General features: G+C 67.0%; 20 protein-coding genes. 9 read left to right on the forward strand and 11 right to left on the reverse strand.

Annotated elements, in window-relative coordinates:
- Window positions 1–36: 36 nt before the first annotated feature.
- Window positions 37–1,557 (reverse strand): CoA-acylating methylmalonate-semialdehyde dehydrogenase, encoded by a 1,521-nt coding sequence (locus FHS28_RS11480; RefSeq protein ID WP_088452551.1) that lies wholly within the window; start codon window positions 1,555–1,557, stop codon window positions 37–39.
- Between the two features lie 254 nt (window positions 1,558–1,811).
- On the opposite strand from FHS28_RS11480, the gene FHS28_RS11485 reads away from it, so the two are divergent.
- The gene (locus tag FHS28_RS11485; RefSeq protein WP_088452549.1) at window positions 1,812–2,867 is read left to right on the forward strand and encodes a LysR family transcriptional regulator; all 1,056 of its coding nucleotides are present in this window, start codon (window positions 1,812–1,814) and stop codon (window positions 2,865–2,867) included.
- 568 nt (window positions 2,868–3,435) lie between these two features.
- The gene (locus FHS28_RS24155; protein WP_310736774.1) at window positions 3,436–4,164 is read left to right on the forward strand and encodes a YecA/YgfB family protein; all 729 of its coding nucleotides are present in this window, start codon (window positions 3,436–3,438) and stop codon (window positions 4,162–4,164) included.
- Between the two features lie 216 nt (window positions 4,165–4,380).
- Here FHS28_RS24155 and FHS28_RS11495 read toward each other — a convergent pair whose 3' ends face one another.
- The 3 genes from FHS28_RS11495 to FHS28_RS11505 all read right to left on the reverse strand — a co-directional run bounded on the left by FHS28_RS11495 (window position 4,381) and on the right by FHS28_RS11505 (window position 7,760).
- Window positions 4,381–5,709, reverse strand: a complete 1,329-nt coding sequence (locus FHS28_RS11495; RefSeq protein ID WP_088452547.1) for an Hsp70 family protein — start codon at window positions 5,707–5,709, stop codon at window positions 4,381–4,383.
- A gap of 96 nt (window positions 5,710–5,805) precedes the next feature.
- The gene (locus FHS28_RS11500) at window positions 5,806–7,131 is read right to left on the reverse strand and encodes a D-amino acid dehydrogenase (RefSeq protein WP_088452545.1); all 1,326 of its coding nucleotides are present in this window, start codon (window positions 7,129–7,131) and stop codon (window positions 5,806–5,808) included.
- Window positions 7,132–7,145: 14 nt separating this feature from the next.
- A complete protein-coding gene (locus tag FHS28_RS11505) occupies window positions 7,146–7,760 on the reverse strand; it encodes a LysE/ArgO family amino acid transporter (protein WP_088452543.1) in 615 nt (204 codons plus the stop codon).
- A gap of 123 nt (window positions 7,761–7,883) precedes the next feature.
- Here FHS28_RS11505 and FHS28_RS11510 point away from each other — a divergent pair, with 123 nt between their 5' ends.
- Complete coding sequence (locus FHS28_RS11510; protein WP_088452541.1) at window positions 7,884–8,816, forward strand: LysR family transcriptional regulator ArgP; 933 nt, start codon at window positions 7,884–7,886, stop codon at window positions 8,814–8,816.
- Between the two features lie 98 nt (window positions 8,817–8,914).
- Here the strand turns inward: FHS28_RS11510 and FHS28_RS11515 are convergent, their stop codons facing one another.
- On the reverse strand, window positions 8,915–9,154 hold the full coding sequence (locus tag FHS28_RS11515) for a hypothetical protein (protein ID WP_184294615.1): 240 nt from the start codon (window positions 9,152–9,154) through the stop codon (window positions 8,915–8,917).
- A 280-nt stretch (window positions 9,155–9,434) separates the two neighbouring features.
- Here FHS28_RS11515 and FHS28_RS11520 point away from each other — a divergent pair, with 280 nt between their 5' ends.
- Window positions 9,435–9,656: a hypothetical protein gene (locus FHS28_RS11520; protein ID WP_184294617.1), complete on the forward strand. Its 222-nt coding sequence runs from the start codon at window positions 9,435–9,437 to the stop codon at window positions 9,654–9,656.
- Between the two features lie 135 nt (window positions 9,657–9,791).
- Here the strand turns inward: FHS28_RS11520 and FHS28_RS11525 are convergent, their stop codons facing one another.
- Window positions 9,792–10,214 (reverse strand): universal stress protein, encoded by a 423-nt coding sequence (locus tag FHS28_RS11525; protein WP_088452539.1) that lies wholly within the window; start codon window positions 10,212–10,214, stop codon window positions 9,792–9,794.
- 230 nt (window positions 10,215–10,444) lie between these two features.
- On the opposite strand from FHS28_RS11525, the gene FHS28_RS11530 reads away from it, so the two are divergent.
- On the forward strand, window positions 10,445–11,281 hold the full coding sequence (locus FHS28_RS11530; protein WP_088452538.1) for a metallophosphoesterase: 837 nt from the start codon (window positions 10,445–10,447) through the stop codon (window positions 11,279–11,281).
- A gap of 10 nt (window positions 11,282–11,291) precedes the next feature.
- On the opposite strand, the gene FHS28_RS23870 is transcribed toward FHS28_RS11530, so the two are convergent.
- Window positions 11,292–12,149, reverse strand: coding sequence for a UPF0149 family protein (locus tag FHS28_RS23870; protein ID WP_221193894.1), 858 nt, complete (start codon window positions 12,147–12,149; stop codon window positions 11,292–11,294).
- A gap of 196 nt (window positions 12,150–12,345) precedes the next feature.
- Here FHS28_RS23870 and FHS28_RS11540 point away from each other — a divergent pair, with 196 nt between their 5' ends.
- On the forward strand, window positions 12,346–12,591 hold the full coding sequence (locus tag FHS28_RS11540; RefSeq protein WP_058933298.1) for a hypothetical protein: 246 nt from the start codon (window positions 12,346–12,348) through the stop codon (window positions 12,589–12,591).
- A gap of 223 nt (window positions 12,592–12,814) precedes the next feature.
- On the opposite strand, the gene FHS28_RS11545 is transcribed toward FHS28_RS11540, so the two are convergent.
- Both FHS28_RS11545 and FHS28_RS11550 read right to left on the reverse strand, forming a co-directional pair.
- The gene (locus tag FHS28_RS11545; protein ID WP_088452535.1) at window positions 12,815–14,683 is read right to left on the reverse strand and encodes a phosphoenolpyruvate carboxykinase (GTP); all 1,869 of its coding nucleotides are present in this window, start codon (window positions 14,681–14,683) and stop codon (window positions 12,815–12,817) included.
- Window positions 14,684–14,925: 242 nt separating this feature from the next.
- A complete protein-coding gene (locus tag FHS28_RS11550; protein ID WP_088452533.1) occupies window positions 14,926–15,507 on the reverse strand; it encodes a histidine phosphatase family protein in 582 nt (193 codons plus the stop codon).
- Between the two features lie 166 nt (window positions 15,508–15,673).
- On the opposite strand from FHS28_RS11550, the gene FHS28_RS11555 reads away from it, so the two are divergent.
- A complete protein-coding gene (locus FHS28_RS11555) occupies window positions 15,674–16,873 on the forward strand; it encodes an MFS transporter (RefSeq protein WP_088452531.1) in 1,200 nt (399 codons plus the stop codon).
- 207 nt (window positions 16,874–17,080) lie between these two features.
- Here FHS28_RS11555 and FHS28_RS11560 read toward each other — a convergent pair whose 3' ends face one another.
- Window positions 17,081–17,965: an aldo/keto reductase family oxidoreductase gene (locus FHS28_RS11560; protein ID WP_088452529.1), complete on the reverse strand. Its 885-nt coding sequence runs from the start codon at window positions 17,963–17,965 to the stop codon at window positions 17,081–17,083.
- A 92-nt stretch (window positions 17,966–18,057) separates the two neighbouring features.
- Here FHS28_RS11560 and FHS28_RS11565 point away from each other — a divergent pair, with 92 nt between their 5' ends.
- Window positions 18,058–18,945: a LysR family transcriptional regulator gene (locus FHS28_RS11565; protein WP_088452527.1), complete on the forward strand. Its 888-nt coding sequence runs from the start codon at window positions 18,058–18,060 to the stop codon at window positions 18,943–18,945.
- Window positions 18,945–19,475 carry a GNAT family N-acetyltransferase gene (locus FHS28_RS11570; RefSeq protein ID WP_088452525.1) on the forward strand — a complete coding sequence of 177 codons (531 nt, stop codon included), beginning with the start codon at window positions 18,945–18,947 and terminating at the stop codon, window positions 19,473–19,475. The genes FHS28_RS11565 and FHS28_RS11570 overlap by 1 nt, the downstream gene beginning before the upstream one ends.
- A 132-nt stretch (window positions 19,476–19,607) precedes the next feature.
- Here FHS28_RS11570 and FHS28_RS11575 read toward each other — a convergent pair whose 3' ends face one another.
- The gene (locus FHS28_RS11575; protein WP_184294619.1) at window positions 19,608–20,300 is read right to left on the reverse strand and encodes a PEP-CTERM sorting domain-containing protein; all 693 of its coding nucleotides are present in this window, start codon (window positions 20,298–20,300) and stop codon (window positions 19,608–19,610) included.
- Window positions 20,301–20,374: the final 74 nt, after the last annotated feature.

Below are 20,374 nucleotides of genomic sequence, written 5' to 3' on the forward strand. Positions count from 1 at the left end.
GGAGGATACACCCCCATGCGGGCAGGGCCGCGCCCGTCAGCGGCTCACCGGCATGGCGAATTCCGGGCCTTTGGCAATGGTGGCGGGCCAGCGCTGCATCACGCTCTTCTGACGGGTGTAGAAGCGCACGCCTTCTTCGCCATAGGCATGCATGTCGCCGAACAGGCTCTTCTTCCAGCCACCGAACCCCTGCCAGGCCATCGGCACCGGAATCGGCACGTTGATGCCGACCATGCCCACCTGCACACGCCGGGAGAACTCGCGGGCGATGTGGCCATCGCTGGTGAAACAGGCCACGCCGTTGCCGAACTCGTGGGCATTGACCAGGTCCAGCGCCTCGCTGAAACCGTCCACCCGCACACAGGCCAGCACCGGGCCGAAGATCTCTTCCTTGTAGATGCGCATCTGCGGCTGGACATGGTCGAACAGCGTGGCGCCGGTGAAGAACCCGTTCTCCTGCCCTGGCACCCGCAGGCCGCGGCCATCCACCACCAGGGAAGCGCCCTCTTCCACACCCAGGCCGATGTAGCCCTCGATGCGGTCCCGCGCCTCGCGGGTGACGATGGGACCCATCTCGGCGTCCAGGTGGATGCCGTCCTTGATCTTCAGGGACCGGGCCCGCTCGGCCAGGCGCGGCACGATCCTGTCGGCCACGTCACCCACCAGCACCGCCACGGAGATGGCCATGCAACGTTCGCCCGCGGAGCCGTAGGCGGCGCCGATCAGCGCATCCACGGCCTGGTCCACATCCGCGTCCGGCATCACCACCATGTGGTTCTTGGCGCCCCCCAGCGCCTGCACCCGCTTGCCATGGTGAGCGCCGGTCTCATAGATGTACTGGGCAATCGGCGTGGAACCAACGAAGCTCAGCGCTTTCACATCGGGATGGGTCAGCAGGGCATCCACCACCTGCTTGTCGCCTTGCACCACATTGAAGATGCCGTCCGGCAGACCGGCCCGCTTGAAGAGGTCCGCCATCAGCAGGCTGGGCGACGGGTCGCGTTCACTCGGCTTGAGGATGAAGGCATTGCCGGTCGCAATCGCCATCGGCGCCATCCACATCGGGACCATGAAGGGGAAGTTGAACGGGGTGATGCCGGCAACGACGCCCAGCGGTTGCCGCATCGTCCAGTTGTCGATGCCGGTGGAGACCTGCTCGGTGTAGTCGCCCTTAAGCAACTGCGGCACCCCGCAGGCAAATTCGACGATGTCGATGCCGCGGGTCACCTCGCCCTGCGCATCGGTGAAGACCTTGCCGTGCTCGGCGGTAATCATTGCGGCGAGTTGGTCGCGGTGCTGGTTCAACAGTTCCAGGAACTTGAACATGACGCGGGCGCGGCGCAGAGGGGGTGCATCGGCCCAGGCGGGGAACGCCTTGAGACCGGCGGCGACGGCGGCCTGTACATCGTCCACGCTGCCCAGTTGCACCTGGCGGGCGACCGCACCACTGGCGGGGTGGTAGACCGCCTGGCTGCGGCCGGACGTCGCGGGGTAGCGAACGCCGCCAATGAAATGGGTGATGTCGGCCGGGTCAGTGTAGGGAACGGGGGCAGTCATGGGGTCTCCGGAGGCGGCTGGGGGATGTGAGCACTTGAGAGCGAGTCTAGGCAGCGCGATGAGCCTTGCCTAGGCCGCTGGGTCGGCCAGACTGTTCAGTACACTGAACAATCATGGCCCCACCTAAACCGACATCCCCGCCCGAATTCCCCGGGCGCCCCCGTCCATCATGCGATGGGAGCGACGGGGACGGTGGGGCTGATGGGGGCGATGGGGGCCGTGGGCGTCGTGGACTCGTCGGGTCCGACGGGCGCATGGTCTCCGCCGGCGACGTTGAAGGTGAGCCCCCCCGCGATGCGGGTAGCGACCTGGCGGCGCCCGGCCTTCCGGCTTCGTCGCCGCTACGTCCGGAGGCGCGTGATGAATTGCTCTGGCCGCAGCTTCAGGCGCTGGTGGCCATCGGACGGCTGGGGAGCTTCACCAAGGCCGCGCAGCGCCTCGGCCTCTCCAAGGCGGCGATCAGCCAGCGAGTCGCGGACCTGGAACATCACCTGGACCAGCAATTGGTCCAACGCACCACCCGCTCCGTGCGACTGACCGACGCGGGCCAGCGGCTGATGGAACAGGCCGAACCCGGTCTCGCGCTGCTCAACCGCAGTCTCAGCGAGGCCCGTGAGGCGGCCGGGCAACCCCGGGGCGTGCTGCGCGTCACCGCACCGGTGGCGCTGGGCCGTCAGCATGTCGCGCCGGCCCTGGTGGACTTCTTTGAGCGCCACCCTGCCCTGCGCATCGAACTGGACCTGACCGACCGGCTGGTGCCGCTGGCGCAGGAAGGCTTCGACCTGGCCATCCGCCACACCAGTCAGCCGCCCGACACGCACGTCGCCACCCGGTTGTGCCCCTCCCGGGCGCTGCTGCTGGCGAGTCCGTCCTATCTGGGCCGTTTTGGCACGCCCGAGCACCCGGCGGAACTGGCGCAGCACCGCTGCCTGCCGTATCTGCGACCTGGTCCTGCCCAATGGTTCTTCGAGCGGCGCGACGGTCCGCGTGACGGTCCCCGGGACGGCCCGCGAGAGGGCCCGCTGGAGCGTCTGCGGGTGCCCGTTCAGGGGCTGCTTCGCGCGGGCAACAGTGAGGTGCTGCGGGATGCGGCGCTGTCCGGCCTGGGCCTGGCCCTACTGCCCGACTTCAGCGCACGGGACGCGCTGCGCCGTGGCGACCTGGTGGAGGTGCTGCCGGACTGGCGAGTGGTGGGGTTCTTCGGGGATGCGATCTACGCGATCCATCCCTGGAGCAGCCACACGCCGCAGGGCGTGCGACTGCTGGTGGAGCATCTGCGGGAGGTGATGGGGGGCGGCTTCGCGGCGTGAGATGAGGGCCGACGTTCGGAATGACCGCGACGTCCGGCTAGCGCCGGCTGTTGCCTCGTCAGGCAGACCTTGCCTCGCGACCTGAGGCCCAGAAAAAAGGACGCCCGACCAGCAAGCTGATCGGGCGTTGCAAGTCCTAGAAAGGACGTCGTTGGGATCGGTGCGCCCCGGGGAGCGCTTGAAATGAACTCTAGGGCGAACCCTGAGCGACGCACATCCCCAGGAGGTAGGAGAGCTGTGAAAAACCGTCAGCAGGTGTAAGCGGGACTTCATCATGCGGAAAAGCGCCCGGGCGGAGCGATGCGTGTCCGTGGCGCAGAGCGTCCCGGATAATGACGCCATGAGTGTCTCCAAGCCGCCGTCGAAAAAGCCCGCCCCGCGCGGAACCGGCACCGCCGCCAAGCCTTCGGGCTCGCGGTCCGCATCCTCTACCTCTTCCAGGGGCCCTTCCGGATCTGCGGGCGGCACCGCTGGCGGGAGTCGGCGTCAGGGGGCCACGACGGGGCCTGCAGGGTCGGGCCACGGCGCCAGTCGCTCCCAGGCGCAATCGCAGCCCTCGCGGCCCGCGGTGCCGCAGCGCCCTGCGTCCGCACCGGCCCATGCCGCGCGTGCGCCCCTGTCACCCCCGCGTTCACCGGCGCCGCCGGAGCCCTGGAGCGACGAGGATCTGGACGAACTCCAATCGCTGCTCGACGAAGTCGCAGCGCACGCCGAGCCGCTGGACGTCTCCATGCTGGACGGCTTCCTGGTCGGTGTGCTGCTGCAGCCCCGGCCGGTGGCCCTGTCGGCCTGGTGGCCCTGGGTGCTGGACAGCGAAGAGGGGCACGCGCCGGAAGGCGTCGATGCCCAGGCCTTGCTGCAGCTGGTGCATCGTCGCTACGGTGAATTGCGCCAGGCGATCCACGACCGGCAATGGTTCGACCCCTGGGTCTTCGAGCTGGACGAGGAAGCGTCCCCCTCCGACACGGTGCTGCCCTGGGTGGCCGGTTTTGCGCTGGCCACCGATGTCTTCCCCGGACTGATGGGTCTGGATGAAGGCCAACTGACGGAGCCGCTGGCGCAGCTCTACATGCACCTGGATCCGGAGGATCTGGAAGACGCCGACGCGCTGCTGGATGAAATCGAAAGCCTGGAGCCGCCGGAAGAGCTGGAGGAAGCGGTGGAGAGCCTCGTGCGGGCCAGTCTGCTGCTGGCGGATGTGTCGCTGCCGCAGGCCGCGCCGCGGCCAGCCCACCGCCCGGGCGCGCGTGGTGCCGGGCCTCGGCGAGGCGGCCCCCCGCACGGCCGGCGTGGCTGACAGGCGCGGGAAGCCCGCGTTCAGCCGCGCGTTCACATAACGCCGCCACCCCCATCGCCTCGCACTATCAGCGGGGAAGGGAAGAACGCGGCGCGAGACGACGTTCCGGCTGGAGGACGCGAAGCCTTCCTGCGAGCGGTCGCAGGCGAACGCCCTGACGGCCGACGGCTGACGGCTACAGGCGCCACGGGCCGCTGACGCAGCCTGTCCCTGCGCCTACAGCGAGAACAAACGCGCGGCGTGCAGTCCCAACCCGGTGGCGACCGACGCAAACCGGTCGCCGCGCACCTGCTGCGCCTTCGGATAGTCCGACGCGATGCGCTCGGCCAGCAGCCGCAGGCCGGTGGAGCCACCGGTGAAATACAGCGCATCCACGTCGGCCGGGGTCAGTCCCGCCATGGCCACCGTCTCCCGACCAGCCGCGGCGATGCGCTCGATGTCCGACTGCAACGCACCCACCGCCGTCTCTTCCAGCAGTTCCACGTTCAGGCCCGACTCGATCAGCCCCAGGTCGATCTGGGTCCCGCCCCCGCCGGAGACGGCAATCTTGGCCTCTTCGGCGCGGTGCGCCAGCTCATGGCCCAGCCGCTCCTCCAGCACCGTCATCAGGCGCTGGTGGTGGCGCACGTCGCCGTAGAACGGCTTCATGTTGCGCAGCTCCATCACCCGCTGCGGGCTGTAGCAGGTGTTGATCAGGTGCCAGGTGGCGAGGTCGAAATAGATGCCGCTGGGCACTTCCCGCGGTGGCTGTCCCGGACGCGTCGGACCCAGGGCCCGGTATCCAAATTCCCGCAGAATGCCGGCCAGCTCGATGTGACGGTCGAAGTCAGTACCCGCTATGTGCACGCCATGATTGGCCAGGATGTCGTCCCGGCGCTCCAGCCGCTGCATCCGCTGCGGACCGACGCGCACCAGCGAAAAGTCGGAGGTACCGCCGCCGATGTCGGCCACCAGCACCCGCTGTTCACGGGTGGCCTGCTGTTCGTAGTCGAAGGCGGCGGCGATCGGCTCGAACTGGAATTGCACGTCCTCGAAGCCCACCGCACGCGCGGCGTCCGTCAGCGACGCCTGAGCGGCGGCATCACGCGCCGGCTCGCCGTCCACAAAATACACCGGCCGGCCCAGCACCACCCGGCGCGGCTCGACGCCTTCCTGCACCGCCTGACGGCGCAGATGCTTGAGGTAGCCCGCCAGCATGTCCGCATACTTGACGCCCCGGCCGCCGCCCACATCCGTCACCTGGTCGATCAGGCTGGAGCCGAGGATGCTTTTCATCGACCGCATCAGCCGGCCATCCACGCCTTCTTCATAAGCCGCCATTGCGGCCCGGCCGAAGGCGCGCGGCGGGCCGTCCGCATCGTGACGGCCTTCGGCGAAATAGAACACCGCCGTCGGCATGGTGGTGTGTTGGCCTTCCAGCGGCACCAGTCGCATGCCGCCGGTGGTCTGGCCGCCTTCCTGGGCAGGCACGGCCACGGCCGAGTTGGAAGTGCCGAAGTCGATGGCGCAGATGTCGCGCGGCAGGGCGGAGGAGGTGAAAGCCATGATGCAGGCCGCGGGACCGCCGGCAGCAGCGCTACGGCGGCCCCTCGAAGATCAGAAGGGGGGCGCGGATTCTAGACCGGGTTGCCCCCCGAATGCTCAGGCCGCGACCTGGCTGCGGACCTTGGCTGCGGGCAATGCGTCACCATAAAAGCCGAAACTGAGTGCCGGACGCTGTCCGCTCATCAATTCGGCCAGCGCGCGGCCGGAGCCGGCGCCATGCGTCCAGCCCAGGGTGCCATGACCGGCATTGATCCACAGGTTGGACGCCTTCTGGCTGCGGCCGATGTAGGGCACGTTGGTCGGCGTGCTGGGCCGCAGGCCGGTCCAGAAGTTCGGCTCGGACGTGTCCGCCACGCCGGGGAACAGTTCCTCGTAGCGGCGCACCAGCGACTCGCAGCGCACTTTGGAGGTGGGGCTGTCCAGGCTGGTGTCCAGGCCCACCAGCTCGGCGGTACCGGCGATGCGGACATGGTCCCCCAGGCGCGAGATGGCGATCTTGCGGGCATCGTCCAGCAGCGAGATGGTGCTGGCCTGCTCCGGCTTGAGCAGCCGCATGGTGGCGGAATAGCCCTTGGCGGGATAGATGTTGAGCGTCTCGCCCAGCGGCTTCATCAGCCCCGGCGCATACGAGGCCAGCGCCACGACGTAGGCATCGCCCTTGAGCCATTGCGACTGTCCGGTCTCCCGGGAGGTGACCTTCACGCCGCCCACTTCCTGGCCGCGGGCACCCGCCTGGGGCTGCAGCAGGTTGATGTCGTGATTCCACAAGAACTGCACGCCTCGCCGGGCGGCCAGCTGCGCCAGCGCCTGGGTGAACACGCGGGCATCGCCCGATTCGTCGCTGGGGGTGTAGGTGCCGCCGTGCACGTACTGCGAGGCATTGCGCAGCGCCGGCTCGATGGCCAGGACTTCCTCGCGTGACAGCACCCGGCGGTCCACGCCGTGACGGCGCATGATTTCCGCGCCCTGCGCACCGGCTTCGAAGTCGGCCTGGCTGCCAAAGAAATGCAGGATCCCGCGTTCCAGCCGGTTGTATTCAATGCCGGTCTCGGCCACCAGGGCCTTCAGCGACTCATGGCTGTAGCGCCCCAGATGCACCAGCTGCTCCACATTGCGCTCGAAAGCGGAGGTGGTGCACTGGCCCAGGAAGGACAGGCCCCACCGCCACTGGGCCGGATCCAGCCGCGGGCGGAAGAGCAGCGGCGCATCGTCCTTCAGCAGCCATTTGGCGACCTTGAACGGCGCACCGGCATTGGCCCAGGGCTCGCAGAAGCAGACCGAGATCTGGGCGCCGTTCGCGAAGGAAGTTTCCAGCGCCGCGTCGGGCTGGCGGTCCACCACGACCACGTCGTGGCCCTGCTCCATCAGATACCAGGCGGTATGCACGCCGATGATGCCGGCACCCAGGACGATGACTTTCATGCGGAACTCCTTGTTCAGCCCAATGGGCGCAGCAGCAATTGCAGGCCCAGGCAGGCCATCACCAGGGCGATCACGGCATCGATGCCGCGCCAGACCGCCGCACGGCGCAGGGGCGCCGCGACTGCCGCTGCGCCGAAGCCCAGCAGCGAAAACCACATCACCGAGGCCACACAGGCGCCGGCCGCAAAAGCCGCCCGGTCGCCGGACGGCTGCTGGGCCCCCACGGTGCCGAGCAGCACCACGGTGTCCAGATAGACATGAGGATTGAGATAGGTCATGGCCAGCGTGCTGCCCAGCACGGCGCCCAGGCTGGCCGACCCCATCTGGGCCTGCAGACCGGCCTTGGGCGACAGGGCGCGACGCGCGGCGCTGGCGGCATAGACCAGCAGGAAGGCCGCGCCGCCGTAGCGGAACAGGGTCAGCAGCAGGGGGCTGGCGGCGATGAGGCTTCCCAGACCAAACACACCCAGGCAGATCAGCACCACATCCGACAGCGCACACAGCGCCACCACTGGTGCGACATGCTGCCGCATCAGGCCCTGTCGCAGCACCAGCGCATTCTGGGCGCCGATGGCCACGATCAAACCGGCCCCGGTGAGCCAGCCTTGAAGGAGCGCGGTGCATGCCATGGGTGGATGAAAAGGGGCGAGTGCGGCCGTCGGCCACGAGGGAGGTCGAGTGGCGAATTGTGGTGGTGCGCTCTCCGTTCATGAAGCGGCATTAATATCTCAGCGAGATCATTAGGACAGCTTATGAAAGACCTGGACGCCGCAGGCCTTGACTGCCTGGCCGCGCTGGCCGACGAGCGCAGCTTTGAGCGGGCCGCCGAAACGTTGGCGATCACTCAGAGTGCGGTGTCGCAGCGGCTGCGCAGCCTGGAAGCGCAGGTGGGACAACTGCTGGTGGTGCGCTCCCGCCCGCTTCGGCTGACCGAGCCGGGCAAGCGGCTGCTGCGCTACGCCCGCCAGCTGCATGCGCTTCGTTCGGATGTGGTGCGCGAGCTCGGCGTGCGAGGCGCCACGCCGGAGCGCCTGCCCATTGCGGTGAATGCGGACAGCCTGGCGACCTGGGTGCTGCCGGCGCTGGACCCGCTGGTGCAACGGGGCTTGCAGGAGGGTTTCGGCCTGGAGCTGGTGGTGGACGATCAGGACTTCACCCACGACTGGCTGCGTCAGGGCGAGGTGCTGGGCTGTGTCACCACCGTGCGGCAGGCGCTGCGCGGCTGTGTGGCCCTGCCTTTGGGCGTGATGCGGTATGTGGCGGTGGCGAGCCCGGGCTTCGTGCAGCGGGAGCTGCCCGGAGGGCTCGGGGCTGCGTCAGTGGCCCAGGTGCCGTTCCTGGTCTTCAATCGGAAGGACGACACCCAGCAGCACTGGGTGCGGCAGGCGCTGGGTTTGCGGGCGGCTCGGCTGAATGCGCGTTATGTCCCGTCCAGCGAGGCCTATGTGCAGGCCGTCACCCGGGGATGGGGCATCGGCGTGGCGCCGGAACTGCAGATCCGGCCCCTGCTGGAGCGCGGTGAGCTGGTGGTGCTGCGGCCCGACGTCCATGTGGAGGTGGCGCTGTATTGGCACCAATGGAAGCTGGGCGCGGACGGGGATGGCGCCCAGAAAGGACCGCCGTCCTTGCTGGACGAAATCGGCGAAGCGCTGGCGCTAGGCGCGCGGGAAGCGTTGGAGCGCTGAACACCGCGTTCAGCGGCGCTCATGTCTAAGGATCGGGTCCGGTGGTGCTAGTCGATGACGACCGCGTTCAGCGGTCCCCTTACGGGAGGGAACCCCGCTCAGCGATTCGAGGCCAGCTGGACCGGCGCCTCGGTGTCGCTTTGCACCGCCGCCCGAGACATGACATGAGGTGTGCGAGTAGCGGCGGGCACGGCCATTGCCGGATGCGGCGCAGCCACACCCAGACGCAGGCCTTGGCGCTCGTGGGCCTGTTGAACGTTCCCAGCGAGCCAGGTGGACAGGGAGACGACAGTGCCGACGATGGTCCAGGTCAGCGATCGATGAATCAACGGAGACATGACGGGGGCACCAAAACACCAGTGCGCAAAAAGACACAAGGGTGGAAGCATAGTGATCCCCGTGGTCGGGGGGGCTCCTACCTAAGCGGGAGGAGTGGTTATTTCGCAGCACCCTGTTGCACTCTCAAGCCAATTTGTGTGGATTTGTGAACTGGTTTTTCTTGAGCCCCCAATTTGGGGATTTGCCTGAGGACAACTTCCCCCACACTGTGGCATAGCAACGGCGCAAGGAGCACCTCAGCGCCGGGCATCCACCCCGTGCTTTTTGACGAGGTCCATCATGCGAATCGCCTCTGCTCTGCGCCTGTTCCGTCGTAACAGCTCTAGCACCCATGAGCCGGAACCGGCGGATATGGGCACCGCATTCGGCATGGAGGCGAGCTTCGGTGACGCCAGCGAATATGAAGATTTCCGCCGCAGTGACTACGGCCTGGAATCTCAGACCACGCCGACCGCGGCGGTGGAATCGCCGCTGTCCTGGATGACGTCCCGGCGCAACTGAGCGCCTCCGTCCGTCCCCAGACGGAGGGATGAACTTCCATGTGCGGTGGCGGATGGCTGAGCGGCTGATCAGCCGGAACGGCTCAGGCGGCCGCGTGGATGATCAGGCCCGTCTTCCGATCCGCAGATCAGCGGATCAGCGGATCAACAGCACCGGCACGTCGCAGGTGGCCATGACTTTCGTTGCCACCGAACCCAGCACGAGGTTGCCCAGCGTGGTGTGCCCGTGCGAGCCCATCATGAGCAGGTCGAACTTGTTCTTCGCCGCGATGGTGGAAATGACTTCCGACGCATGGCCGGTCTTCACCACGTATTTGACGTTGATGCCGCGCTTGTCCATGAAAGCGCGGATCGGTTTGAGCACCTTGGCGGCTTCGTCGTCGTAGTACTCCTGCAGCGTGGCCTTGTCGAGCACGGCCGCCGCCCGGGGCGGCACCGGGGCCACCACATGCACCACGGTGAAGTCATGCACGTTGCCCAGCCATTCATCGTGGGTGGCCAGATAGGCCAACATGCGCTTGCTGTAGATGCTGCCGTCGACAGCCACCAGGATTTTCATGCCGCAACCCTCCCGAAGCGCCCTGTGGATGGGCGTGCAATGAGTGTGGCACCGAACCGCCTCGCAAAAACCTGGGGCTGTCGCGCAAAAGGCGGGGCACTGACATGTCGCAAAAACTGCCACGGGTCCCTCGAATCGGACCCATGGCGGCTGCGGCCCTGGCAAGTCGCTGCATTGGTCCGACAATGGTCGCTCCCCCGCCCTCTTGATCGACAACCCGTGTTTTCGCCGTGCGCCTTCAACTGATTTCGGACCTGCACCTGGAACGCCAGATCCATTTCGAGGCGGTCCCCCTCCCGGAGGCCGACCTGCTGATCCTTGCCGGCGATGTCGGCTCCTACCAGGCCGGGTCGGAACTGGTCACGGACGACTTCGGACTGGGGCGGTTTTCTCCGCTGCGACCGGACAGCGGCTGGAAACGGGTGCTGTATGTGCCCGGCAATCACGAGTTTGACGGCATGGAGTACGCGCCCACCTACGAGCGCCTGCGCCGGACCTGCGAGACGCTGGGCATCGAGTGGCTCGACCGGGAGGTCCTCATCATCGAGGGCGTGCGCTTCATGGGCACCACCTTGTGGAGTGACTTCGACGGGTTGGCAGCCCAGTTGCCGACGCCCACCCAGCAGCTGGCCGCGCGGGGCAAGGCCTTCCGCGCCGCCAACTACTACCTTCGGAAGTATTCAACCTTGCGGGACGGCCAGCACCTGCTGGCAGAGGACCTGCGGGAGATGGCGCTGGACTGCCAGGCCTGGCTGCGCGAGCAGCTGGCCCAGCCGTTTGACGGCAAAACCGTCGTGGTGACCCACTTTGCGCCCAGCCTGCGCAGCGCCGACCCGCGTTACGGGCTGGCGCCGGGCACGGCCGGCTTCTGCAACTCACTGGATGAGCTGATCCCGATGGCGGATCTGTGGATCCACGGTCATCTCCACTGCATGAATGACTATGTGGTGGAGACGCCGGTGGCGGGTTCTGAGCCCCATCGGTGCCGGGTCGTCGCCAACCCGCTGGGCTATGCCCGCAAGGGCGAGCAGGAAGACTACCGCCCGAGGCTGATCGTCGAGATCTGAGCGCCGGTGTTCAGGCAGCGCCGTGGCACTGCTTGAACTTCTTGCCGGAGCCGCAGTGGCAAGGGTCGTTGCGACCCAGCTTGGGCGTGTCGCGGCGCACCTGCTCCACATGGAAGCGCTGGGTTTCGGTCGCGGACTGCAGGTCCACCACCGTCAGCACCAGGTCTTCGATGGCGTCGTCCAGGTCCTTCAGCGGATGCTCGCGGTTCAGCGTCTCCACGATTTCGCGCTCTTCCGGTGTCTCGGCCGGCAGGTGGCGGTACAGACGGGCCAGCAGCGTCTGAATGTTGTCGTCCGCCTGCTCATGCAGGTCGGGGAAGGTCACCGCGGCGTATTCGAAGCCGCCGACCCACGGCAGCAGGGTTCGGGTGATCGGGTCAGTGGGGATGTCGTCCGCGTCACCCTCCTCCATGTCGTCCGCAGCGTCTTTGGCGTCCGTCCCCTCAGGGGCGATTGCTGTCGCTTCAGCCGCAGGCGGCTCCACCGGTTCACCGGATTCGCCCTGCCCGGCCTCGGCAACCTTGGCGGCCGCTTCGGCTTCGGCCTCCGCTTCCAGATCCAGCACCACCGGATAGAACCAGCCCTGCTCCAGCATGCTCTGGTTCAGGGACGCGTACCGACGCTCCACCAGGGCACGGATACGCGCCAGCCAGGCGGGATCCACCGTCTCCGGCAGGGGTTGGCCTTCGTAGTCGAAAATCGGGGGCAGCCATTCCTCAATGGGAATCAGGCGCGGCTGCACCAGGACGCCGCACAGGTAGCCGTCCAGCATGGACGTGTCCAGGGACTGCAGCGGTTCAGGGGTCTGGGCAAGAAGTTCGTCGAGTTCAGCGAACTCGGCGTCGGTCAGGTCGTGGGCGATGCTCATGGCCGGATTGTCGCTGCGAATCGCCCGGCAGGCACCGCCAGGCCCGGTGGCAGCGCGGGCCGGTACAAGTTCACGTGGCATTCACGCGGCTTATGGAGCGGATTCCATCTCTTCATTGGCGGAGCGTCTAGGGAAAACCCTAAACTTCGTTCCGTTGGTTCTACAGAGCCATCACCAACCAAAAAAAGGAATCGCCATGAGCGTCGCTACTCAAACCTTCGGTCTGCCGGTTAGCCGCACGGTGCGTCGCGGCGGCACGTTTGCCACCATCGGTGCCCGTGTCTGGGCCCGCAGCATCAGCAACATCAAGGCCCGCCTGGAAGCTGCCCGCATCGCCCGTTCGGAGCGCGAGCTGCTGTCCCTGGCTGCCCAGTATGAAGAGAGCATGCCCTCCTTCGCTGCTGAACTGCGCGCTGCCTACGCCCGCCGCAACAACGGCTGATCCGAGCCTGTCGGATACCGGTCCGCAGCGGGACAACGGTGTTGTGATGTAAGTACCGGCTAATGTGCCGGGTGTTGCCGCCGCTGCCAACTGTTATCCACTGGTCTCTACCAGAATACAAAAAGCCCGCCTTGCGACAGCATGGCGGGCTTTGCTTTTGGGGCGGCACTTTGGCCACTGCAGGCGGGCTGCAGGCCGCCTCAGCGGCGGCCCGAAGAACCGCTTACTTGGCAGCCAGACGGGTTTCGATCTTGGCCTTGGTGGCGGGCAGCTCGCCCGGCAGGTTGTGCGAGAGCTGGGTGAAGAGCTCGTCGTGGAGCTTCAGCTCGGCGGCCCAGTCGCTGTCCGAGATGTGCGTCACGGTATGGAACTGCTCCGGCGTGAAGGCCAGGCCTTGCCAGTTCAGGTCTTCATAGCGGGGGCTGGTGCCGAAGGCATGCTCTTCGCCACGGCCCTGGCCTTCCACCCGTTCCAGCATCCACTTCAGCACGCGCATGTTCTCGCCGTAACCCGGCCAGACGAACTTGCCGTCCGCGCCCTTGCGGAACCAGTTGACGCAGAAGATCTTGGGCAACTTCGCACCGGACTGGGCCAGCTTGGCGCCCAGATCCAGCCAGTGGCGGAAGTAGTCGCTCATGTTGTAGCCCATGAACGGCAGCATGGCGAACGGATCGCGGCGCACCACGCCCTGCTGTCCCGCGGCGGCGGCCGTGGTTTCCGAACCCATGGTCGCGGCCATGTAGACACCTTCCACCCAGTCGCGGGCTTCGGTCACCAGCGGCACGGTCGTGGAGCGACGTCCGCCGAAGATGAAGGCGTCGATCGGCACACCCGCCGGGTTGTCCCATTCGGCGTCCAGCGCCGGATTGTTGACGGCCGACACGGTGAAACGCGCATTCGGATGGGCGGCCTTGGCGCCGGTCTCCTTGGCGATGGCCGGCGTCCAGTCGTTGCCCTGCCAGTCCATCAGGTGGGCAGGCGCGGTGTCGGTCATGCCTTCCCACCACACATCGCCGTCGTCCGTGAGGGCCACGTTGGTGAAGATGACGTCCTTGTTCAGGCTGGCCATGCAATTCGGGTTGGTCAGCGAATTGGTGCCGGGGGCAACGCCGAAGTAACCGGCTTCGGGGTTGATCGCATAGAGGCGACCGTCCTGCCCGGGCTTGATCCAGGCAATGTCATCGCCGATGGTGGTGACTTTCCAGCCCTCGAAGCCCTGCGGCGGGATCAGCATGGCGAAGTTGGTCTTGCCGCAGGCGCTGGGGAAAGCGGCGGCCACGTGATGCTTCTTGCCTTCGGGTGAGGTGACGCCCAGGATCAGCATGTGTTCGGCCAGCCAGCCCTGGTCCCGGCCCATGGTCGAGGCAATGCGCAGCGCGAAGCATTTCTTGCCCAGCAGGGCGTTGCCGCCATAGCCGGAGCCGTAGGACCAGATTTCGCGGCTGGCGGGGTAATGGACGATGTACTTGGTCTTGTTGCAAGGCCACTTCACATCGGCCTGGCCGGCGACCAGCGGGGCGCCGACGGTGTGCACGCAGGGGACGAATTCGCCGTTGTCACCCAGCACGTTCAGCACGGCGCGACCCATGCGGGTCATGATGCGCATGTTGACGGCCACATAGGGGCTGTCGGACAGCTCCACGCCAATATGGGCGATGGGGGAGCCGATCGGGCCCATGCTGAACGGCACGACATACATCGTGCGGCCGCGCATGGCACCCTTGAACAGGGCCTGGTCGCCGGTCTGGAGCAGCTGGCGCATCTCCTTGGGGGCCATCCAGTTGTTCGTGGGGCCGGCGTCTTCCATGCGGTCGGTGCAGATGAAGGTGCGGTCTTCCACGCGGGCGACGTCGCTGGGGTCGCTCCAGGCCAGGTAGCTGTTCGGGCGCTTGGCCGGGTTCAGCTTCTGGAAGGTGCCGGCGTCGACAAGCTGCTGGCACAGGCGGTCGTATTCCTCCTGGCTGCCGTCGCACCAATAGACGTCCTTGGCTTCCGTCAGGGCGGCGATTTCGGCCACCCAGGCGATCAGACGCTGGTGTTTCACATAAGCGGGCACGTTCAAGCGCAGCCCTTCCATTACGGGTTGGTTCATGGAGTTTCCGATCTGAGGATATGAAAAGCGGGATTGGGTCAGCGCCTGGGGGACGCCTCGTGCAGGGTGGAAAACCACCGCCGTCAGAGGAGAACCCGCGACGCTGACCCAATGCCGCGCACCATGGAAGTACGAAGTTCTGGCTACTGAGCCAATGTAATCACGCCGTAACTCGGGTGGGGAGGTTATGTGCGAAGCGCATAGATTGATGCGCAACGGAGAGTGGTACCGGTGTCAATGACTCACCCCGCCGTTGCAAACGTCCCCAAGATGGCCGGCTGGCCCTTCGCATCCGGCCCGAGGATCAGCCCCTCCCCGGACGCGGTATCGCCACTCACCAGCGCCGCCTGCACAAACATGTGGGTGACCCAGACCTCAAATTGCCCGGGCCGCTTCGCAGCATCAACGACGGCCTGACGCAGGTCCGTCAGCGCTTGCGCATTGGCCGCCTCCGATCCGCCCTGCGGCGACCCCAATGCCGACCACCGCTCCGCCGAGCCAAACGCCAGTTCCGCCGTGTCGATGCACCGGCACCACGGACTGCTGCGCACGCGCGACGGTTGCAGTTGCTGCGACTTCAAATACGTCCCCAGCTGCCGCGCCTGCGCCCGGCCCTCTTCACTGAGATTGCGCTGCGTGCTGCAATCCCCCAGCCGAAATCCCGGTGGGTCGAAGGTGCCCGGCGCGCGTGCATGACGCAGCACCAGCACCACGCCGCCGCGGCGCAGCAATGCGAGCGCATCCGCGTTCGCGTCGGTGCTCCAGGCGCGGTGAGGCATCAACGGCAGGGTCAGCAACCCCAGGCAGGCGGATCGACGGTCCATGCGGCACTCCAGTGATTGCGCGGATGATGCCGAGTCAGCCTGACCTTCGTGGGCGTCGGGGCATCCTGGGCGCATCCATGACGCGAGGAGCATGACTTCTCCCGGCGCGATCTGCGGCCGGTTACCCTTCCATCCAACCGTCTCCCTGATGCCCACGAGTTCCCCCATGCCCCTGAACCCGTCCGTGCTCCGACTCGCCACCGCGCAGGCCCTCGCCGGTGCCAACGCCACGGTCGTCTTCGCCACCGGCGCCATCATCGGCCACCTGCTGGCACCCAGCCCCGCGCTCGCCACCGTGCCGGTCTCTGTCTTCGTGGTGGGCATGGCGCTGGGCACCTTGCCGGCCGGTCTGCTGGTGCGTCGTCATGGTCGCCGGGCGTCCTTCATGGCGGGGACCGCCAGCGGCGTGCTGATGGGACTCATCGGCGCGCTCGCGCTGATGTTCGGATCCTTCGCCGGCTTCTGCCTGGCCATGCTGTTTGGCGGCGCGTATGCCTCGGTCGTCCAGTCCTTCCGTTTTGCCGCGACCGAATGCGTGGGCCCGGAGCAGCGCCCCACCGCGATGTCCTCGGTGCTTGCGGGTGGCGTGCTGGCCGGCGTGGTGGGCGCGCAGCTCATCAACGCGACGATGAACGCCTGGCCGCCGCATGCCTATGCGGTCACCTACCTGGGCGCTGCTGTGGTGGCCGCGCTATCGGCCCTGGTGCTGCACGGCGTCAGCTTCCAGCGGCCTCCTGCCTCCCCCACCGCCCAGGCGGGTGGGCGCCCCACCCTGCAGATCCTGCAGCAGCCACCGCTGCTGGTGGCCATGTTCTGCGGCGTGGTCATCTACATGATGATGAACTTTCTGATGACGTCGGCGCCGCTGGCGATGTCCCTGTGCGGCATCGAACGCATCCATGCCAACCGCGGCATCGAGATGCATGTCATCGCCATGTACGCGCCCAGCTTCTTCACCGGCCGCCTCATCGCGCGCTTCGGCGAGACGCGCATGGTCGTCGCCGGACTGGCGCTGACCGCCCTGGCCTCGCTGGCGGCACTGAGCGGCCTGTCGGTCCACCACTTCTGGCTGTGCCTCGTGCTGCTGGGGGTGGGATGGAACTTCGGATTCCTCGGCGCGTCCGCCATGGTCCTGAAGTGCCACACGCCGGAAGAAGGTCCGAAGATCCAGTCGCTGAACGACTTCGTGGTGTTTGGCACCATGGCCATCGGGTCCTTCCTGTCCGGCGGTCTGCTCAATGCCTACGGCTGGGCGGTGGTGTCCAGTCTCGTGCTGGTGCCGGTGATGCTCGCCACCTCGGCTCTGCTGGGGCTGCACGGGTACAGGCAGCGAGTGGGGCAGGCGCATGGGAGCGCGTCCCGCTAAGGCCGACAACCTACCAGGCGAACCAGCAGTCAGCAGTCAGCAGTCAGCAGTCAGCAGTCAGCAGTCAGCAGCCAACAGCCAACAGCCAGCCGCAGCTGGAGCCGCGGCCCCATGCTTGCGGGCGCTTCAGCGCATGCCGACCATCAAGGTCGGCATGTTTGCCTCCCTGCCGCCGGGCGCACGCCCGGTGCACCATCGGGACGTCAGTCAGTGCGCGTCACGGGTCTCGGCGCCGATGCCGTCCAGCGCGGTCACCGCTTCCGCCGGCAACACCAGTTGAGCCGCCTTCATGTTCTCGCGCAGATGCGCCACCGAGCTGGTGCCGGGAATCAGCAGCAGGTTGGGCGAACGCTGCAGCAGCCATGCCAGCGCGATTTGCATCGGCGTGGCCCCCAGTTCCTGCGCAACGCGGCCCAGGGTGTCCGACTGCAGCGGCGTGAAGCCGCCCAGCGGAAAGAAGGGCACGAAGGGAATGCCGTCTCGCGCCAGGCTCTCCACCAGGGCATCGTCCGCGCGGCGGGCCATGTTGTAGAGATTCTGCACGCACACGATCGGCACGATGCGGCGGCCCTCCTCGACCTGCCGTGCCGTCACGTTGCTCAGGCCGATGTGTCGGACCAAACCTTCCTGCCGCAGCTCCGCCAGCGCCGTCAGGGGCGCTTCCAACGAGCCCTCTGCCGGCCCGTGGGTGTCCAGCATGCTGCGCAGGTTGACCACATCCAGCACGTCCAGGCCCAGATGACGCAGGTTGTCCGTCACCGCCTGCCGCAGTTCAGCGCGGGACATGGCGGGCAGCCAGCCGCCCTTCTCGTCACGCCGGGCGCCCACCTTGGTCACGAGCGTCAATCCATCGCGATAGGGATGCAGGGCTTCCTTGATGATCTGGTTGGTGATGTGCGGTCCGTAGAAATCGCTGGTGTCGATGTGGTTCACGCCCAGTGCCACGGCCTCCCGAAGCACTGTCACCGCAGCGGCGCGGTCCTTGGGCGGGCCGAAAACGCCGGGACCGGCGAGTTGCATCGCGCCGTATCCCAGACGGTGGATGGGGCGGTCGGCGAGGGTGTAGGTCAGCGTGGGGGATGCAGCGGTCATGAAGGTCTCCAGTGAATGGAGTGGACTGTAGACAGACAGGCACTGCACGATAAGATGGATAGATCAGGACAGGCTGTACGGCGCAACGAACAATGACCGATTTAACCGAGCTTCAGGCTTTGCTGGCGGTGGTCCGGGCCGGAGGCTTCCGGGAGGCGGCGCGCGCGAATGGCGGCGGCGCCTCCAGCCTCAGTGACGCGGTGCGTCGGCTGGAACAGCGGCTCGGTGTCCGGCTGCTCAATCGCAGCACCCGCAGCGTCGCGCCCACCGAAGCCGGACAACGGCTGCTGGAGCGTCTGGGCCCCGCGCTGGACGAAGTGGAAGCTGCGCTGGATGTGGTCAACAGCTTTCGGGAGCGTCCCGCGGGAACGCTTCGCCTGAATGTGCCGGTCAGCGCCGTTCGGCTGGTGCTGCCGCAGATCGTGCCTCGCTTTCTTGCGGCCTATCCCGACATCCGCCTGGAAGTGGTGGTCGAGGAAAGTCTCGTGGACATGCTGGCCGCCGGTTGCGACGCCGGCATCCGCTACGAGGAGCGGCTGGAGAAGGACATGATCGCCGTCCCGATCGGCCCCCGCGTGCAGCGCTACGCCACGGCCGCCGCACCGGCCTATCTCGATCAGCATGGTCGTCCTGAGCATCCGCGCGATCTGCTGCAGCACGTCTGCCTGCGCGGGCGGTTTGCCAGCGGGCACATGCCCCTGATGGAGTTTGAGAAGGACGGCGAGGTCGTGCTGCTGGACCCGCCCGCTCCGCTGGTGGTGCGGATTGGCGAAGGCGTGCAGTTGGCGGTGGACACCGCCGTGGCCGGCAGCGGCGTCATTCAATTGTTTGACGGCTGGTTGCAACCGTACTTCGACCGCGGCGCGCTGGAGCCGATTCTCACGCCCTGGTGGCGATCGTTCTCCGGGCCATTCCTGTACTACCCCAGCCGCACCTTCATGCCAGCGCCGCTGCGGGCGTTTGTGGACTTCATCAAGTGATGCCAGCCTTCAGCATTCGTCCCGCGACGCCGGAAGACGTGCCGAGCCTCTGCGCCCTGGCGATTCAGGTCTACCTGGATACCTATGCCACCCGCGGGGTGCGAGCCGGGCTTGCGCGTCAGGCATTGAGCGACCTCTCCTGCGATGCCTTCGCCCGCAGTCTCGCGCAGCCGAGCCGCCGCGTGCTGGTGGCGGCGCTTGATGGCGATCCGGGCGACGCACTGGTGGGCTTTGCCGAGCTGGAACTGGCGCCACGTCCGGCGCCCGGCCTGATGCTCGCCGGGGCGGAGCTGACGCGGCTGTATGTGCAGCCGGCCTTCCAGCGTGCGGGCGTCGGCGCGCAATTGATCGCAGCAGCGGAGGGAGCCGCTGCGCAGGCGCGGTTGCCGTCCGTCTGGCTCACGGCCTGGGACGGCAACCACCGAGCGCTCGCCTTCTACGCCAACCGCGGCTACATCGACGAAGGCGGCACGATCCACCAGATCGAGGATCAGTCCGTGGGCAATCGGGTGTTGCAGCGCCTGCTCTGAAGCGATGGCGCCTGGGGCCCCAACGTGGCGTGCGCCGTGCAGTCGCGTGGCTGCGGCTGGCTGGACCCGACTGGGGCGGGCTGCAGTGCGGCTGGGGCTGGCTGCAGCGCGGCGTGGCCCAAGCTGCGTGGATCAACTCACCTGGCCGGCGCGCCCCCGGGTCCGCCTCGCCACGCCGCCCACCACCAGCAGCCCGGCGAGCATCAACGCATAGCTCTGCGGCTCCGGCACTAGCGCCACGGTCCAGACGCCGCCCAGTTCTCCGGCGGGCGTGCTGTAGCTGCCCGAATTGCTGTAGTACGAAGGCGCTTCACGATAAAGACTGCCGCCCGCCTGACTGGACGCGATCTCGAAGGTCTCCGAAAACCCGGTCGTGCGGAAATCCTGCCGGAGGTAGAGGTCCCAGGTGGTGGGCAGCCCGTTTGCATCCAGCGAGCCGATGCTGAACCGGCTGGCGGTCTCATAACACCCCGCGGGAATCTGGCAGCCGGTTGGCTCAAGCGGCCAGGTGAGGGACGCCAGGTTCGCCGGCCCGCCGCCCCAGACCGACATCTTGAAGCCGATGATGTTCTCTTCGGTCACCGGCCCGGTCAGCGGCGTCCAGCTATAGAACTCGATGTGCAACTGCCCAGGCACGTTGAACTCGTTCTGCCCGGGCGACCGGTCGGCAAAGGACTGGATGTTGAAAGCGGAGGAGTTGAAGGTGTACTGATACCAGTCGGCCCGTGCGGGTCCGCCCAGCACCAGTAGACACAACCCCACTGCGACCGACGCGAACGCACGCCAATGGGACCCGACCCGCGACCGCGGGAGCTGAATGTTCATGGTGTCTCTCCCTGATGCGCTGCTGCCGATACGGTCTTGCAGCGGCCATGATGGCTGGAGAACATTAGCGAGCG

The organism is Roseateles terrae (assembly GCF_014192155.1).
In the GTDB taxonomy this organism is placed as follows: domain Bacteria; phylum Pseudomonadota; class Gammaproteobacteria; order Burkholderiales; family Burkholderiaceae_C; genus Roseateles; species Roseateles terrae.